Origin of the sequence: Pseudomonas muyukensis (assembly GCF_019139535.1) — a bacterium.
Lineage (GTDB): Bacteria > Pseudomonadota > Gammaproteobacteria > Pseudomonadales > Pseudomonadaceae > Aquipseudomonas > Aquipseudomonas muyukensis.
Genome location: NZ_CP077073.1, coordinates 3,998,684 through 4,014,370, shown reverse-complemented (window position 1 = coordinate 4,014,370; position 15,687 = coordinate 3,998,684). Strand labels below are relative to the sequence as shown.

Genomic DNA, 15,687 nt, shown 5'->3' with positions numbered 1-15,687 from the left:
CTTCAGTCAGCTCGGGGCGAGTCAGATAGCCATGCTGTCGACCACGCCGCCGTCGACCCGCAGGGCCGCGCCGGTGGTGGCGGAGGAGTACGGCGAGGCCAGGTACACCACCAGGTGGGCCACTTCGTCCACTTCGGCGGCGCGCTGGATGATCGAGCTGGGGCGGGCGGTGCGCACGAAGTTGTCGGCTTCTTCACGGACGTCGCGGCCGGAGGCCTTGGCGGCTTCGGCGACCAGGTTGGCGACGCCATCGGTGAAGGTTGGGCCGGGCAACACCGAGTTGACGGTGACGCCGGTACCAGCCAGGCGTTTGGCCAGGCCGTGGGAGACCGCCAGGTTGGCGCTCTTGGTCACGCCGTAGTTGATCATGTCGGCAGGAATGGCAATGCCCGACTCCGAGGAGATGAACAGGATGCGGCCCCAGCCTTTTTCCACCATGCCCGGGGCATAGTGACGGGACAGGCGCACGCCGGACAGCACGTTGGTTTCGTAGAAACGGGCCCACTCGCTGTCTGGCACTTCGAAGAAGTCGACGTCGTCGTAGATGCCCAGGTTGTTGACCAGGATATCGGCCTGGGGGTGCGCGGCGAACAGGGTCTGGGCGCCGGCGGCGCTGCCCAGGTCGGCGACCACGCCATGCACCTGGCCACGCCCGCCCTGGGCGCGCAGTTCGGCCAGGGCGGCATCGACCGACTTCTGGCTACGGCCGGCGATGACCACGTCGGCGTGGGCGCGGGCCAGGCCGCGGGCGATGGCCAGGCCGATACCGCCGGTCGAACCGCTGATGATGGCGGTGCGTCCGCCGAGGTCGATGTTCATGGAATGGCTCCTGTGGATGTGGGTTGCATCGATGGGAGACAAGGCTAGTCGCGCATTCCAAGACTGTAAAAGACGTAATTCGACTGAGTTAAGACCTATGCGGTCTTTTTAGCGGTTTGCGCGCGCTCAGTCAGGTCCAGCACCCGTTCGCGGAAGATCCCCACGATCGGCCGCAGGTCAACCTGGTGCCAGGCCGCCCATACCTGCACGCTGGGCTGGAACCAGTCCAGCTGGCGCAGCACCACGGCCGGGCCGACGCTGGCGCTGAGGCTGCCCTGCACCATGGCCAGGCCCAGCCCGGCGGATACCAGGCCGAGCACGCTCAGCGGGTCGGTGGCCTCCAGGGACAGGCGCGGGGTGAACCCGGCATCGCCACAGCGTGAGATGAAGTCGTCGCGCTTGTTGGCCTGGTCGGGCTGGCCACCGGTGATGATCCATTCCTGTTCATGCAGGTCGCCCGGGGTCAGCTCGGCCTTGTTCGCCAGCGGGTGCTGGGCGGGGATGGCCAGCAGCATCGGGTCGTCGAACACCGGGTGCGAACGCAGGTCCGGGTCGTTGGCCGGTGGCGGCTCGCACACCAGGGCGATGTCCAGGCTGCGCTGGCGCAGGCCTTCGAACTGTTCCTTGGGCGTCATGTTGTACAGGGCAATGTGGATGTGCGGGCGCTCGCCGCGAATCGCCCGTACCGCGCCGGGCAGCACCCCGGCATGGATGGCATGGTTGACGTAGCCGATGCACAGGCCGCCTTCCTCGCCACGGCCCAGGCGCTTGCCCAGGGACTCCAGGCGTTCGGCGTGCTTGAGCAGGCCACGGGCTTCGCCGAGGAAGGTGCGGCCGTCGTTCGTCAGGTACAGGCGCTGGTTGCGGCGCTCGAACAGCGCCAGGCCGAGGTTGTCCTCGAGCTGGGCGATCTGCCGGCTCAGGGGGGACTGGGAAATGTGCAGTTGTTCGGCGGCGCGGCCGACGTTCTCGCATTCGGCCACGGCGACGAAGTAGCGCAGTTGACGTAGATCTTGCATAAGACCTCCAGGGACTTGTATGGCGTTAATTATGTCCTTGAGGGTCTTTTATTGATAGCGCCGGTTGTCCCCCGTGCACCTATTACCTGGCACTGGCTGCGGCCGACGCTCACATCTATGCACGATCTTGGCGACTATCTTTGCTTTCAGATCAAAACTCATTGTCCCGCCGCTGTCTTTTTCCTACCCCCGCGAGCCCCGAGAATTCACCCATTCCAATTTCACTGGTGATTCCCCCATGCCACTCGCCTTGTTAGCCCTCACACTCGCCGCGTTCGCCATCGGCACCACCGAGTTCGTGATCGTCGGCCTGATCCCGACCATTGCCAACGACCTTGCCGTCACCCTGCCATCGGCCGGCCTGCTGGTCAGCCTGTACGCCCTGAGCGTCGCCATCGGCGCACCACTGCTCACCGCCATGACCGGCCGCGTGCCGCGCAAGCTGCTGCTGGTCGGCCTGATGGCGCTGTTCACCGCCGGCAACCTGGTGGCCTGGCAGGCGCCCAGCTATGAATCGCTGATCATGGCGCGCATCCTCACCGGCCTTGCCCACGGCGTGTTCTTCTCGGTCGGCTCGATCATCGCCACCAGCCTGGTGGCCAAAGAAAAAGCTGCCAGCGCCATCGCCACCATGTTCAGCGGCATGACCGTGGCCTTCGTCACCGGTATTCCGCTGGGCACCTTCATCGGCCAGCACTTCGGCTGGCGCGTGACCTTCCTGGTGGTTGCCGCCTTCGGCCTGATGGCCCTGATCGGCGCGCTGCTGTTCGTGCCCAAGCGTATCGCCCACAGCGAACCGGCACCGCTGCTGCGCCAATTGCGGGTGATGCTGCAACCACGCCTGTTGCTGGTCTATGCCATGACCGCCGTCGGCTACGGCGGCTCGCTGATTGCCTTCACCTTCCTCGCCCCGATCCTGCAGGACATCGCCGGCTTCGGCGCCAACAGCGTGGCCCTGGTGCTGCTCGCCTATGGCGTGTCGGTGGCCCTGGGCAACATCTGGGGTGGCCGCCTGGCCGACCGCAAGGGCCCGGTGCAAGCGCTGTCGATCATCTTCGCGCTGCTGGCCGTGGTGCTGATGGTGCTGACCTTCACCGCGCCACACCCGCTGCTGGTGGTCGCCACCGTGCTGGCCTGGGGCGCCGTGGCCTTCGGCAACGTGCCGGGCCTGCAGGTGTACGTGGTGCAACAGGCCGAGAAGGTCGCGCCGGATGCGGTCGACGTGGCCGCCGGCTTCAATATCGCCGCCTTCAACCTGGGCGTGGCGGGCGGTTCCTGGGGCGGCGCGCAAGTCGTGCAGCACCTGGGCCTGGGCCACACCCCCTGGATCGCCGCGCTGGTCACCCTGGGCGCGCTGGCCCTGACCGTCTACAGCGGCCGCCTCGATCGCCGGGTGCCGGCACAACCGCAACCTGTGATCAGCCGCGCCTGAACCTGCCGAATTCGTTGACTGGAGAACTTCAACCATGAACCTCGATCCGCTGTTCCAACCCCTGCAACTCGGTGAACTGACCCTGCCCAACCGCGTGTTGATGCCACCGATGACGCGCTCGCGCGCCGCCCAGCCGGGCGATGTGCCCACCGCGCTGATGGCCGAGTACTACGCCCAGCGCGCCAGTGCCGGGCTGATCGTCAGCGAAGGCACCTGGATCGCCCCGCTGGGCAAGGGCTATGCCCGTACCCCCGGCATTCACACCCAGGCGCAGATCGACGGCTGGCGCCTGGTCACCGACGCGGTGCATGCCGCCGGTGGGCGCATCTTCGCCCAGCTCTGGCATGTCGGCCGCTTGAGCCACAGCAGCCTGCTCGATGGCCAGCCGCCGGTGTCGTCCACCGCGCGCCAGGCCGAAGGGGTCAACGTGTTCATCGACAATGCCGACGGCACCCCGGGCTTCGTCCAGGCGTCCAAGCCCCGTGCGCTGGACCAGGCCGAGATCGCCCAGATCGTCGAGCAGTACCGCCAGGCCGCGCGCAATGCCATGGCCGCCGGTTTCGACGGGGTCGAGCTGCATGCCGCCAACGGCTACCTGGTCAACCAGTTCCTCGATTCCGGCGCCAATGACCGTACCGACCGCTACGGCGGCTCGTTGCCAAACCGCCTGCGCTTTCTCGACGAAGTCACCCAGGCGCTGGTCGATGGCACTGGCGCGGCGCAGCGCGTCGGCGTGCGCCTGGCGCCGTTGACCACGCTCAATGGTTGTGTCGATGCCGACCCGGTCACCACCTACACCGCCGCGGCCAAGCGCCTGGGTGAGTTGGCGATCGGCTACCTGCACATTGCCGAGGCCGACTGGGACGATGCGCCGGACATGCCGGTGGACTTCAAGCAGCAACTGCGCGCGGTGTTCCCAGGGGTGCTGGTGTATGCCGGCAAGTACACCGGCGAGCGCGCGCGCCAGGCGTTGAGCGAGGGTTGGGCGGACCTGGTCGGCTTTGGCCGGCCGTTCGTGGCCAACCCGGACTTGCCGCAGCGGCTGCGAGTGAATGCGCCGCTGGCCGAGCATGAGCGGGCCACGCTGTTTGGCGGGGATGCGCGGGGGCTGACGGATTATCCGCTGATGGCGTGAAGGGATAGGGGTTCGGTCAACGCCGGCATGATCGTGCACGGCGGTGCTTGCTTCGCCAGCAAGGCTGGCTCCGACGGGGCAGGGTGCGGCGCAAACCTGTAGGAGCCGGCTTGCCGGCGAACACCGGCGCAGCCGGTGCCATCTTCTGCGTCGCCTGGTTCGCCAGCAAGGCTGGCTCCTACAGGAAAGTGCCCCAGCGCCTTCTACAACTTGAACTGCGCCACCATCCCATTCATCTCCACCGCCAGGCGCGACAGGTCCTGGGCCGCGGCGCTGGTCTGGTTGGCGCCGGCCGAGGTCTGCATCGCCAGGTCGCGGATGTTCACCAGGTTGCGGTCCACCTCCCGCGCCACCTGCGCCTGCTGCTCCGAGGCACTGGCGATCACCAGGTTGCGCTGGTTGATCGAGGCGATGGCGTCGGCGATCAGCTCCAGGGCCTGGTCGGCGGCCTGCGCCACCTGCAACGTGCCGCTGGCACGCCCCTGGCTGCTGTGCATGGCACTGACCGCGCGCTCGGTACCGTTCTGGATACCGCCAATCATCTGCTCGATCTCCGCGGTGGACTGCTGGGTGCGATGGGCCAGCGCCCGCACCTCGTCGGCGACCACGGCAAAACCACGCCCGGCCTCGCCAGCGCGGGCTGCCTCGATGGCGGCGTTGAGGGCCAGCAGGTTGGTCTGCCCGGCAATCGAACCGATCACATCGAGCACCCGGCTGATCTCGTTGGCGCTATTGGCCAGTTGCTCGATCTCATGGGAGGTCCCCGTGACATCGTTCACCAGGTGCTGGATCGAACTCAGCGCCTGGTTGACCTGGTCGCGCCCGTCGCGGGTGGTCTGGTCGGCGCCCTGGGAGGCATCGGCGGTGCTCACCGCGTTGTTGGCCACTTCCTCGACCGCAGCGGTCATCTGGTTGACGGCGGTGGCGGCCTGGTCGATCTCGGCGCTCTGCTGGTGCAGGCCGCGGCTGGTGTCCTCGGTGACGGTGTGCAGCTCTTCGGAGGCCGAGGCCAGTTGGTCGGACGCGCCGGCGATCTGCCGCAGGGTGTCGCGCAGGCTGTGTTGCATGCGGCTCAGGGCGCGCAGCAGCAGGGCCGGCTCGTCGCGGCCGGTGATGGCGATCTCGCGGGTCAGGTCGCCGGTGGCGACCCGCTCGGCGATGGCCACGGCGTCGCCCAGGGGCAGGACGATGCTGCGGGTGAGCAGGGTGGCAATGGCCACCAGGGCCAGCAGGATCAGCGCCAGGGTGGCGACGATCAGGCTGAAGGCCTCGTCGGAGGCGTCGCTGCTGCGCTGCGAGGCCTGTTCGGCGCCCTTGGTGTTGTAGTCGATCAGCGCCGCCAAGGCTTGCATCATGCTGTCGGCGTACTCGGCCAGCGGGCCGTTGATCAGGCGCCGGGCCTCGTCCAGTTGCTCGTCGGCGGCGGCATCGCGGATGGCTTTCTGCAGGCCATGATAGCGCTCGCTCAGGCCCATGAAGGTGCTGAACAAGGCGCGGTCGTCGGCGTGGATGATGGTTTTTTCGTAGGCCTTGAGGTCGCCTTCGAGCTGGCGGTTGACCTCGACGATCCTGGCCAGGGTGGCGTGGCGGGCGGCGGCGCTTTGCTCGAGGGCGCTGCGCAGGGTGAGGGCACGGGCGCGCCCAAGGTTGCTGCTGACTTCGCCCAAGGCGAGGACGGCGGGCATCCAGGTGATACGGATCTCGTCGGTGGCGCGGTCCATCTTGCGAGTTTCGTAGAGGGCGACCAGGCCCATGGCCAGGACCAGGATCCCGAGCAGGGTGAACAGGCTTGCGGCCCGAATGCCGATCTTCATGTTCCGAAATTGCATTGCGACGCTCCTTGACGGTGGCAGGCAGGCGTCAAGAGCGCGGCTTTACCGGGCTCGGTGGGTTAGGCTCTCGATGCGCTGCGAAGGGGTTATATCCTCACGGTTCATGTTGTTTTTTCTAAATGATGACATAGTGCCACTATTGTTGACCAGTCGTTCAATGTAATGACGAATATAAAAAGCCCGTCACTTGCGTGACGGGCTTTTCATTTTTGGTCACTCAGACGATCGCGATCAGCGGGTCCGCCGCTGCCAGTGCCTGGGCGCGGTCGGCGGCCGGCGGGTAGATCCATACCGTGTTGATCTGCCGCTTCATCGCCTTGCCTTCCTGGCCATGCAGCTTGAGTTCGCGCTCCCAGCCCTCGCTGAACGTCGCGCCCCAGTCGCCGAGGTCGAGGCAGGTCACGTACTTGGGCTGGCGGTACACCACCGGCTGCAGCCCCAGCAGGTCGGCCATGGCGTTGTTGCCCGAGTGGCGGCCCATGGGGATGGCGTGCTGGCAGGTCATCAGCGCGTGGTTGCCGCTGTCGTCCACCGCGGCCCAGGCTACATCGCCGGTGGCATAGATATGCGCCTGGCCGACCACCTTGAGGTGGTCGTCGACCCGCAGGCGGCCGAGGCCGTCACGCTCGCCGGCGACCTGCGCGGTCAGCGGGCTGGCCTTGACGCCAACGGTCCAGATCACGGTCTTGCTGGCGATGTAGTCGCCGTTGTCGAGGGTCACGCCACCGGCATCCACCGCCACCACCGAGGCGCCGGTCAGCCACTGCACGCCGGCCTGCTCGGAGGCGGCAACGATCGACGGCGTGATACCGGCACCCAGCGCCGCGCCGACGCTTGCGCCACGGTCGACCAGCACGACCCGGGCCTGGCCGGCGCCGAGGATGGCGCGCAGGCGGGCGGGCATTTCGGTCGCGGTTTCGATGCCGGTGAAACCACCGCCGCAGACCACCACGGTATTGCGCGCCGGGCTCGCCGGCTGCTCGGCCAGGCTCGCCAGGTGCTGCTCGAGGCGCACGGCCGACTCCATCTGGTCGACGTCGAAGCTGTGCTCGGCCAGGCCCGGCACGGCGGGGCGGGCGACTTGGCTGCCGGCGGCCAGCACCAGGCGATCGTAGCCGATCTGCTGAGGCTGGCCATGGGCGTCGACATAGCCGACCTGGCGCGCCTGGCTGTCGATGTGCTCGGCGTGGCCGTGGATGAAGTCGACGCCGACCACGTCGAACAACTCTGCCAGCGGCGCCTGCAGGGTGTGCGCGTCGGCTTCGTAGAAGCGCGGGCGGATGCGCAGTTGTGGTTGCGGGGCCAGCACGCTGATGCGCACATCGCCGCGCTGGGCCTGGTCGAGCAGGCGGGCGGCGCTCAGGGCGCTCCAGACGCCGGCAAAACCGGCACCGATGATCAGGATGTGAGAGGTCATGAAGAGGCTCCGCAAGGTAGGGGACGAGGGTTCGATCAGGGCGTGGGCACCTGTCGAGTAACTGCGACTCTATTGGTCGTAGTTTATTGCCGCAAGTGTTTTTTTCATCCGCGCCAGCCCCGGCGCCCCGCGAATCTGGCTGCAACCCATGCGCCATGGCACTTCGGGGGCTGTAAAAAAGATGGGTGGTCGAAGGAGGTTTTGCCAGGCGTGCAGGGAGGGCGTACTATTTGCGACAAATTTAGTCGGAGATTGACATGTCGCTGTACAGTGCCGGCGTCGAGTACGGCATCCATTGCCTGTTGTTCCTGGTCGATGAGCGTGGCGACAGCCGCGAGTCGAGCGTGCGCGACCTGGCCGAGCTGCAAGGCGTGCCCCAGGAATACCTGGCCAAGGTCTTCACCAAGCTGGCCCGGGCCGGGCTGGTGGCGGCCACCGAGGGGGTGCGTGGTGGCTTCCGCCTGGCGCGGCCCTCGGACGAGATCACCGTGCTGGACATCGTCAACGCCATCGATGGGCCGAAGAAGATCTTCGACTGCCGCGAGATCCGCGAGCGCTGCGCGGTGTTCGAAGGTTCAGCGCCGGGCTGGGCGACCGCGGGCACCTGTGCCATCCACGCGGTGATGCTGGGCGCGCAGAAGCGCATGGAGGAGGCCCTGGCCCAGCAGACTATCCTCGACCTGGCGCGGCGCTTCGGGCGCAAGGCGCCGGCCGAGTTCGGCCAGCAGGTCAATGACTGGATGAGCGAGCGGCGCGAAGGGAAGGGCGCTGGGGATATTCCGCTGCTGCCGGTGTAGCGCAACGCATTAACCTGCAGGCGCCAGCCTTGCTGGCGAACCAGGCGGCGCGGTGGCTGGCACCGGCTGCGCCGGTGTTCGCCGGCAAGCCGGCTTCTACGTCGGTCGCGGCCTGCAATACCCGTAGGAGCCAGCCTTGCTGGCGAACCAGGCGGCGCGGTGGCTGGCACCGGCTGCGTCGGTGTTCGCCGGCAAGCCGGCTCCTACGCTGGTCGCGGCCTGCAATACTCGTAGGAGCCAGCTTGCTGGCGAACCAGGCGGCGCGGTGGCTGGCACCGGCTGCGCCGGTGTTCGCCAGCAAGGCTGGCTCCTACGGGTTAAGGGACTCGGCCTTCATGCTGCACTAAGAGAAAGCACAGCGGTTAAACGCATTTTTTAAGGTTTTTTTCGATCTCCTCAAAGAACGCTTTAACCTGATCAGGGGTGAACTGTTTATATAGGGTTTCGGGTTGTTCGGGCCATGGATGAAAATCCCATCGTTTTGCCATGACGTCGTGGCGAACCCCCTTGTCGTCAATTATTACCATGTACAGCTCAGCGTCTCGGATGTCTGTAAAGGGCGGGCGGGGTGGTTTTCCCTTGGTTTGTTCGACGAAACGGATTATGCGAAGTAAGTTGTTATCTTCAAAGGTTATTTTTGCAAATCCTTGGAAGGGTGAAGTGTAGGTCTTTACATCATTTCTAATGTAGTAACAGAAATTTCGACTCATACGGTCCTCCCACGGCTCGTAACTATCACGAAGAAGTTTTTCTTTGAGGTCGGGTAGGGTCGTAACAGATTGTATGCGTCGGCCATCTCTTAGGCGGAATTGGTGGTAACCATAATCATGGTTGGCCTCCGTTTTGATATAGCCTCGTTCAAAGGAACGGTGCGGACTCGGGTACCACTCCAGGCCGTCGCTGTCCTTGATACAGTCGGCTTCGCTTTTGGCGACAATGTCCAGACAGTTACTCTCCTGTTCATTTCCTGATGATTCAGCGTATTGGTTCAACACGATACTGCCCTGCTTAGTGCGTAGGCGGGCCGCCAACCGCCATGTGCCAGGTGTCGTTGCGGTAACCTCGAAGCAGATAGACTGCTCAGCGGGCGCGTCTGATGAGTGACTGTCTGATATGGCGTGACGCGTTACCGTCAGCGCAGCAGGCAATGATTCGTTATTGCCGGCATCGACTAACTCGATAGCGTCCAGTTCGGTGCGGGTTAGCGGCTGCTTATCCTGTCTTTGCACAAGGACGGTAATGATTTTTTTATCAATGCCGTCGCTCATTATGTAGGGTCGACCAAGATCGGGTGTTGCGCCTATCGCATGAGGGAGCAGGGTGGCGAAGATGGTGTTGTCGGTTGCATTGGGAGACATGGCCTTTCTCCAGACTGAGCGAGTAGCTGAGTGGCGATGCTAAGGGCCTGTTGTCAGCAGTGGCTACTGGTAAAAATAACAGGCAGGCGCCAGCCTTGCTGGCGAACCAGGCGCTGCGGTGGCTGGCACCGGCTGTGCCGGTGTTCGCCGGCAAGCCGGCTCCTACGCCGGTCGCGGCCTGCAATACCCGTAGGCGCCAGCCTTGCTGGCGAACCAGGCGGCGCGGTGGTTGGCACCGACTGCGCCGGTGTTCGCCGGCAAGCCGGCTCCTACGCTGGTTACCTGCAATACCTGTAGGAGCCAGCCTTGCTGGCGAACCAGGCGACGCGGTGGCTGGCACCCACGGGTTACGGGGCTCGGCCTTCGTGCTGCTTGCGATAGGCGCCAGGCTGCATCCCCACGGCCTTGGCGAACGCCCGGGTGAACGCCGCCACCGACTGATAGCCCACCTGCGCGCCGACTTGCTCGACGGTATTGCCCGCCTTGAGCAACTGACACGCATGGCGCATGCGCAACGCCAGCAGCACCTGCCCCGGCGACTGCCCGGCCAGCTCGTTGAAGCGCTTGAAGAACGCCGAACGCGACAGGCCGGCGCAGGCCGCCATGCTTTCCAGCGTCCAGGCTTGCCCCGGTGCCTCGATCAGCCGCTCCAGCAGGCCGGCAAAGGCCGGCTGGCGGGCGAGGGCGACCAGCCCGCCCAGCGACTGGCCGGCATGCACCTGTTGGCGCAGCACATACAGGAACAATAAATGGGTCAGCCGCTCCAGCAGCGTCTGCGACGGCTGCGGGGTGCGCCGGCATTCCTCCAGGATCAGCCCGAACAGCGCCCGCGCCGCACTGCCTGCCGGGTCGTCGGCGCGCAGCAGGATCCAGTCCGCCAACCCTTCGACGATCAGCGACGACAACCCCGACTGAAAATGAAAGAAGCCGCACACCAGGCCAACCCCGTCGCTGGCGCTGCTGTCCAGCGCCTGCATGGCCTGGCGTGGCTGGGCGCAGGCGGCGGCGGGGTCCTGGTCGCCGGACAACCGATAGGCCAGGTCGCGCAGCAAGAACACCGCGTCGCCGCTGTCTAGCCGCAGCGGTTGCGCCTGGCCGTCGATATGCAACCAGCAGTGCCCCTGCACCACCAGGTGGAAACTGGCCCGGCCCAGGCCCTGGGTGCTGGCGTGCCAGCCGCCGCAGTAGCGCCCGACATGGAACAGGCTGGCATCGAGCTCGAGGCCTTCTAATAACCAATCGACAAGATGGCTGGATGAAATCATCTAATGCAAGGACTCTGGAGCAAGGAAAGGCGACTGATGAATATGGATGCTACTTCTTATAACCAACAGACTGTAGCGATCTACATCAAAGGAGACCACTCCATGTCCGCGCGCATCACTCTACACAGCCTGCAGACCGCCCCGGAAGCCGCACGTCCGTTCCTTGAGAACGCGCAGAAGAACGCTGGCTTCATCCCCAACCTGCTGGGCGTCCTGGCCAATGCCCCGGCCGCGCTGGAAACCTACGTCACCGTCTCGGCGCTCAATGGCAAGTCGGAACTGAGCCTGGCCGAGCGCGAAGTGGTGCAGCTGATCGCCGCCACCCAGCACGGTTGCGACTTCTGCGTGGCCGGCCACACTGCCGTGGCGCTGAACAAGGCCAAGCTGCCCCAGGCGGTGGTCGATGCCCTGCGTGCCCGCGGCGAGCTGCCCGATGCCCGCTACGAGACCCTGGCCGCGTTCGCCCGCGAAGTGATCGCCACCCGTGGCAATGTCAGCGACGCCACCTATCAAGCCTTCCGCGACGCAGGCTTCAGCGAGGGCAACGCCCTGGAAGTGATTCTCGGAGTGAGTCTCGCTACCCTGTGCAACTTTGCTAATGTGTTCGCCCAGACGCCGCTCAACGACGAGCTGAGCAAGTACCGCTGGCAGCCTTCGGCCTGATCGAGGCTTGGTGCCGGCGCGTCCGGCGTTTCAACAGGAGTAGGGACATGCTTGATCACGCATTTGGCCAATGGCTGGACGCCAATGCCGAAGCCATCGACCAGGGCCAGTGCGATCCGCACCAGGTGCTGGCGCACATCGCCGAGTCGCAACTGCTGCGCGTCGGTATCGACCCGGCCCTGGGCGGTTCGGGTGGCCAGGTCAGCGACGCGGTCGAGGCCATCGCCGCCATCGCCAGCCGCTCGCTGGCCGCGGCCTTCGTCTGCTGGGGCCAGCGCGCCTTTATCGAATACCTGCTGCACAGCCCCAACCAGGCGCTGCGCGAGCGGCTGCTGCCCGAGCTGCTCAAGGGCGAGCTGGCGGGCGCCACCGGGCTGTCCAACGCCATGAAGTACCTGTCCGGCATCGAGGCCTTGCAGGTCCGTGGCCAGCCCCAGGCCGATGGCTGGCACCTCGAAGGCCGCCTGCACTGGGTGACCAACCTGCGCAAGAGCGGTTTCGTGGTGGCGGCCGCGATCGAGGATGACGCCGGTGGCGCGCCGTTCGTGCTGGCCATCCCCTCCACGGCCCAGGGCCTGGAGCGCTCCGACGACTTGCAACTGATGGGCCTGCAGTCGAGCAATACCGCGGCGCTGGCCTTCCACCAGGTAGCGCTGGGCCGCGACTGGCTGCTGCACGACAATGCCCGCGAGTTCCTGCCCAAGGTGCGCCCGGCGTTCCTCGCCCTGCAGTGCGGCATGGCCATCGGCCTGGCCCGGCGTGCCCTGGATGAAGTGCAGGCGCACCTGCAAGGCCGCGGTTCGTTCCTCGAAGAGGCGCGCCAGGTACTGCTGCAGCGCCTGCAGAATACCGTCGGCGAGCTCAAGCAGGGCCTGCTCGACGGGCGCTTCCTCGGCCAGCCGGCGGCCTTGTTCAAGCTGCGCATCACCCTCGCCGAAAGCGCCGCCGATGCCGTGCAGCTGGAGTTGCAGGCCAGCGGTGGCAAGGCCTACCTGAGCGCCTACGGCGAGGGGTTCGCCCGGCGCTGGCGCGAGTCGGCGTTCGTGCCGATCGTCACCCCGAGCCTGGTGCAACTGCGCGCCGAGCTGCAACGCCAGGCGGCCGCTGCATGAGCGAAGTGTTGCTCGAGGCCCGCGACATCAGCCTGGGCTACCCGCGCGCGGGCGGCTGGCAGGCAGTGCTGGAGCAGTTCGACCTGAGCCTGGCGCCGGGCGAGGTGGTGACCATCCTCGGCCCCAGCGGGGTCGGCAAGTCCAGCCTGCTGCGTGTGCTGGCCGGCTTGCAGCAGCCCCGTGGCGGGCGCGTCAGCCTGCGCGGCGAGGCGCTGCAAGGCCCGCACCCGCGCCTGGCGGTGGCGTTCCAGGACCCCAGCCTGCTGCCCTGGCTGAACCTGGAAAAAAACGTCGCCTTCGGCCTGGACTTCGCGCGCCAGCCGAAGCTGCCGGCCGCCGAGCGGCGGGCGCGAATCGACCACGCCATCGACGCGGTGGGCCTGGCCCACGCCCGCGGCCAGTACCCGGCGCAGCTCTCCGGCGGCATGGCCCAGCGCACCGCGCTGGCCCGCTGCCTGGCGCGCCAACCCGAGGTGTTGCTGCTCGATGAACCGTTCGGCGCGCTGGACGAGGTGACCCGGGCCGACATGCAGCAACTGCTGCTGCAGCTGATCGCCACCCACAACACCGCCGCCGTGCTGATCACCCACGATATCGACGAAGCCTTGCTGCTGTCCGATCGCGTGCTGCTACTGGGCAACCACCCGGCGCGCACCCTTGGCCAGTGGCACATCGACCTGCCGCAACCCCGCGAGCAACGGGTCGAGGAGCTGGGCGCGCTGCGTATCGAGATTCTCAAGACCCTTCGGCGGGCAAGCCGCACAGCCGAACCCACTCCATCCCCCTTGCCCTCGGAGGCTGTCCATGTGCATGGATGACTGCTGCTCCACCCCCTCGCGTCGCGACTTTCTCAAGCTGAGCGCCATGCTCACCGCTGCCGGCGCGTTGCCGTTGCTGTCCAGCCTGCAGGCGCGCGCCGCCGCCGAGCCGGACGCCCCGGTGCGCATCGGCTACCTGCCGATCACCGACGCCACGCCCTTGCTGGTGGCGCACAACAATGGCCTGTTCGAGGCCGAGGGCATCAAGGCCGAGCGCCCAGTGTTGCTGCGCAGTTGGGCCCAGGTGATCGAGGCGTTCATCTCTGGCCAGGTCAACGTCATCCACCTGCTGTCGCCAATGACCGTGTGGGCGCGCTATGGCAGCAAGGTGCCGGCCAAGGTGGTGGCCTGGAACCATGTCGGCGGCTCGGGCCTGACCGTGGCGCCGGACATCAGCGATATGCAGCAACTCGGCGGCAAGACCGTGGCCATCCCGTTCTGGTACTCGATCCACAACGTGGTGCTGCAGCAGATGCTCAACGACAACGGCCTCAAGCCGGTGTCCAAACCCGCCGGCGCACAGTTGGCCGACAACGAAGTCAACCTGCTGGTGCTGCCACCCTCAGACATGCCGCCGGCCCTGGCCAGCAAGCGTATCGCCGGCTACATCGTCGCCGAGCCGTTCAATGCCCTGGCCGAGCACCTCAAGGTTGGCCGCGTGCAGCGCTTCACCGGTGACGTCTGGCGCAACCATGCCTGTTGCGTGGTGTTCATGCACGAGCACGACCTGAACAACCGCCCGGAGTGGTCGCAGAAGGTGGTCAACGCCATCGTCAAGGCCCAGCAGTGGACCCGCGAGCACCGTGCCGAGGCTGCCGCGCTGCTGTCCAAGGCTGGCCCCAACAAGTACACCCCGCACGAGCCGGCGGTGCTGGCCAAGGTCCTGGCGCCGTCCGCCGAGGACCGGGCCGGCTACATTGCCAGCGGGGCGATCCAGCACCAGCAGTGGGATGAAAAGCGCATCGACTTCCAGCCGTACCCGTTCCCCAGCTACACCGAGGAACTGGTCAAGCGGCTGAAGAACACCCTGATCGAGGGCGAGAGCGGCTTTCTCGCCAGCCTGGACCCGGCGCAGACCGCCCGCGACCTGGTGGACGAGCGCTTCGTGCGCAAGGCCATCGAGGCGGTGGGCGGCCCGGCGGCGTTCGGCATCGCCGAGAACTTCCAGCGCAGCGAGGAGTTCGCGGTCTGATGCGTGGGCATGTCGTGCATGGCGCCCTGGGCCTGGTCGGCCTGGCGGTGCTGCTGGTGTTGTGGTGGGCCGGAGTTCAGCTGTTTGGCGCGGCCGATGGCTTGTCGGCGCGCTTCTCGCCCCAGGCCACGCTGGAGAGCCTGGTGCAGTTGCTGGGGCAGGGCGAGGTATACGGGCATATCTGGGTGAGCCTCAAGCGCATCCTGGTTGGCCTGTTGCTGGCGTTGCTGATCGGCGTGCCGCTGGGCCTGCTGGTGGGCAGCTACCGCCACCTGGAGGCGGCGACCACGCCGGCGTTCCAGTTCCTGCGGATGATCTCGCCGTTGTCGTGGATGCCGGTGGTGGTGATGCTGATGGGCGTGGGCGACCAGCCGATCTACTTCCTGCTGGCGTTCGCCGCGCTGTGGCCGATCCTGCTCAACACGGCCGCCGGGGTGCGCCAGCTCGACCCGCGCTGGCTGCAGTTGTCGCGCAGCCTCAGCGCCACGCGCTGGGAGACCCTGTGCAAGGTGATCGTGCCGGGGGTGATCGGCCATGTACTGACCGGGGTGCGCCTGGCCATTGGCATCCTGTGGATCGTGCTGGTGCCGTGCGAGATGCTCGGGGTCAGCGCGGGGCTGGGGTATTTCATCCTCGACACCCGCGACCGCCTGGCGTATTCCGAGCTGATGGCCATGGTGCTGTTGATCGGCGTGCTGGGCTTCATGCTCGATGCCCTGGCCCGTGGGCTGCATCGGCGCTGGGTGCATGCCTAGAGGGTGTGTATACAGCCTCTTCGCCAGCAAGGCTGGCGCCTACAGGCCCAGGTAGGTCGCGGGCACTTTAGGC

Annotated in this window: 14 protein-coding genes; 8 read left to right on the top strand and 6 right to left on the bottom strand. The window is 66.4% G+C overall.

The genetic code is table 11. From position 1 onward, the window contains the following. Positions 1–21 precede the first annotated feature (21 nt). Both KSS95_RS17645 and KSS95_RS17640 read right to left on the bottom strand, forming a co-directional pair. Positions 22–819: an SDR family NAD(P)-dependent oxidoreductase gene (locus tag KSS95_RS17645; protein ID WP_217848345.1), complete on the bottom strand. Its 798-nt coding sequence runs from the start codon at positions 817–819 to the stop codon at positions 22–24. A gap of 95 nt (positions 820–914) precedes the next feature. After that, the gene (locus tag KSS95_RS17640; RefSeq protein ID WP_217848344.1) at positions 915–1,838 is read right to left on the bottom strand and encodes a LysR family transcriptional regulator; all 924 of its coding nucleotides are present in this window, start codon (positions 1,836–1,838) and stop codon (positions 915–917) included. A 238-nt stretch (positions 1,839–2,076) separates the two neighbouring features. On the opposite strand from KSS95_RS17640, the gene KSS95_RS17635 reads away from it, so the two are divergent. Both KSS95_RS17635 and KSS95_RS17630 read left to right on the top strand, forming a co-directional pair. Further along, positions 2,077–3,270 (top strand): MFS transporter, encoded by a 1,194-nt coding sequence (locus KSS95_RS17635; RefSeq protein ID WP_217848343.1) that lies wholly within the window; start codon positions 2,077–2,079, stop codon positions 3,268–3,270. 34 nt (positions 3,271–3,304) lie between these two features. Further along, entirely contained in the window at positions 3,305–4,405 is a 1,101-nt protein-coding gene (locus KSS95_RS17630; RefSeq protein ID WP_217848342.1) for an alkene reductase, read from the top strand. A gap of 203 nt (positions 4,406–4,608) precedes the next feature. Here KSS95_RS17630 and KSS95_RS17625 read toward each other — a convergent pair whose 3' ends face one another. Both KSS95_RS17625 and KSS95_RS17620 read right to left on the bottom strand, forming a co-directional pair. Continuing rightward, positions 4,609–6,219 carry a methyl-accepting chemotaxis protein gene (locus KSS95_RS17625; protein WP_437179623.1) on the bottom strand — a complete coding sequence of 537 codons (1,611 nt, stop codon included), beginning with the start codon at positions 6,217–6,219 and terminating at the stop codon, positions 4,609–4,611. A 235-nt stretch (positions 6,220–6,454) separates the two neighbouring features. After that, positions 6,455–7,654, bottom strand: a complete 1,200-nt coding sequence (locus KSS95_RS17620) for an NAD(P)/FAD-dependent oxidoreductase (RefSeq protein WP_217848340.1) — start codon at positions 7,652–7,654, stop codon at positions 6,455–6,457. A gap of 257 nt (positions 7,655–7,911) precedes the next feature. Here KSS95_RS17620 and KSS95_RS17615 point away from each other — a divergent pair, with 257 nt between their 5' ends. Beyond that, positions 7,912–8,451 carry an RrF2 family transcriptional regulator gene (locus KSS95_RS17615; protein ID WP_134693863.1) on the top strand — a complete coding sequence of 180 codons (540 nt, stop codon included), beginning with the start codon at positions 7,912–7,914 and terminating at the stop codon, positions 8,449–8,451. 362 nt (positions 8,452–8,813) lie between these two features. Here KSS95_RS17615 and KSS95_RS17610 read toward each other — a convergent pair whose 3' ends face one another. Both KSS95_RS17610 and KSS95_RS17605 read right to left on the bottom strand, forming a co-directional pair. Beyond that, positions 8,814–9,809 carry a hypothetical protein gene (locus tag KSS95_RS17610; RefSeq protein WP_217848339.1) on the bottom strand — a complete coding sequence of 332 codons (996 nt, stop codon included), beginning with the start codon at positions 9,807–9,809 and terminating at the stop codon, positions 8,814–8,816. Positions 9,810–10,156: 347 nt separating this feature from the next. Next, complete coding sequence (locus KSS95_RS17605) at positions 10,157–11,074, bottom strand: AraC family transcriptional regulator (RefSeq protein WP_217848338.1); 918 nt, start codon at positions 11,072–11,074, stop codon at positions 10,157–10,159. Positions 11,075–11,176: 102 nt separating this feature from the next. Between KSS95_RS17605 and KSS95_RS17600 the strand changes: the two genes are divergently transcribed. The 5 genes from KSS95_RS17600 to KSS95_RS17580 are packed head-to-tail and all read left to right on the top strand — an operon-like array spanning position 11,177 to position 15,614. Continuing rightward, entirely contained in the window at positions 11,177–11,737 is a 561-nt protein-coding gene (locus KSS95_RS17600; protein WP_217848337.1) for a carboxymuconolactone decarboxylase family protein, read from the top strand. Positions 11,738–11,784: 47 nt separating this feature from the next. Beyond that, positions 11,785–12,849 (top strand): acyl-CoA dehydrogenase family protein, encoded by a 1,065-nt coding sequence (locus KSS95_RS17595; protein ID WP_217848336.1) that lies wholly within the window; start codon positions 11,785–11,787, stop codon positions 12,847–12,849. After that, entirely contained in the window at positions 12,846–13,667 is an 822-nt protein-coding gene (locus tag KSS95_RS17590) for an ABC transporter ATP-binding protein (RefSeq protein WP_217848335.1), read from the top strand. The genes KSS95_RS17595 and KSS95_RS17590 overlap by 4 nt, the downstream gene beginning before the upstream one ends. Beyond that, entirely contained in the window at positions 13,654–14,859 is a 1,206-nt protein-coding gene (locus tag KSS95_RS17585) for an ABC transporter substrate-binding protein (protein ID WP_217848334.1), read from the top strand. Before KSS95_RS17590 ends, KSS95_RS17585 begins: the two co-directional genes overlap by 14 nt. Further along, positions 14,859–15,614, top strand: a complete 756-nt coding sequence (locus tag KSS95_RS17580) for an ABC transporter permease (RefSeq protein WP_217848333.1) — start codon at positions 14,859–14,861, stop codon at positions 15,612–15,614. Before KSS95_RS17585 ends, KSS95_RS17580 begins: the two co-directional genes overlap by 1 nt. Positions 15,615–15,687 lie beyond the last annotated feature (73 nt).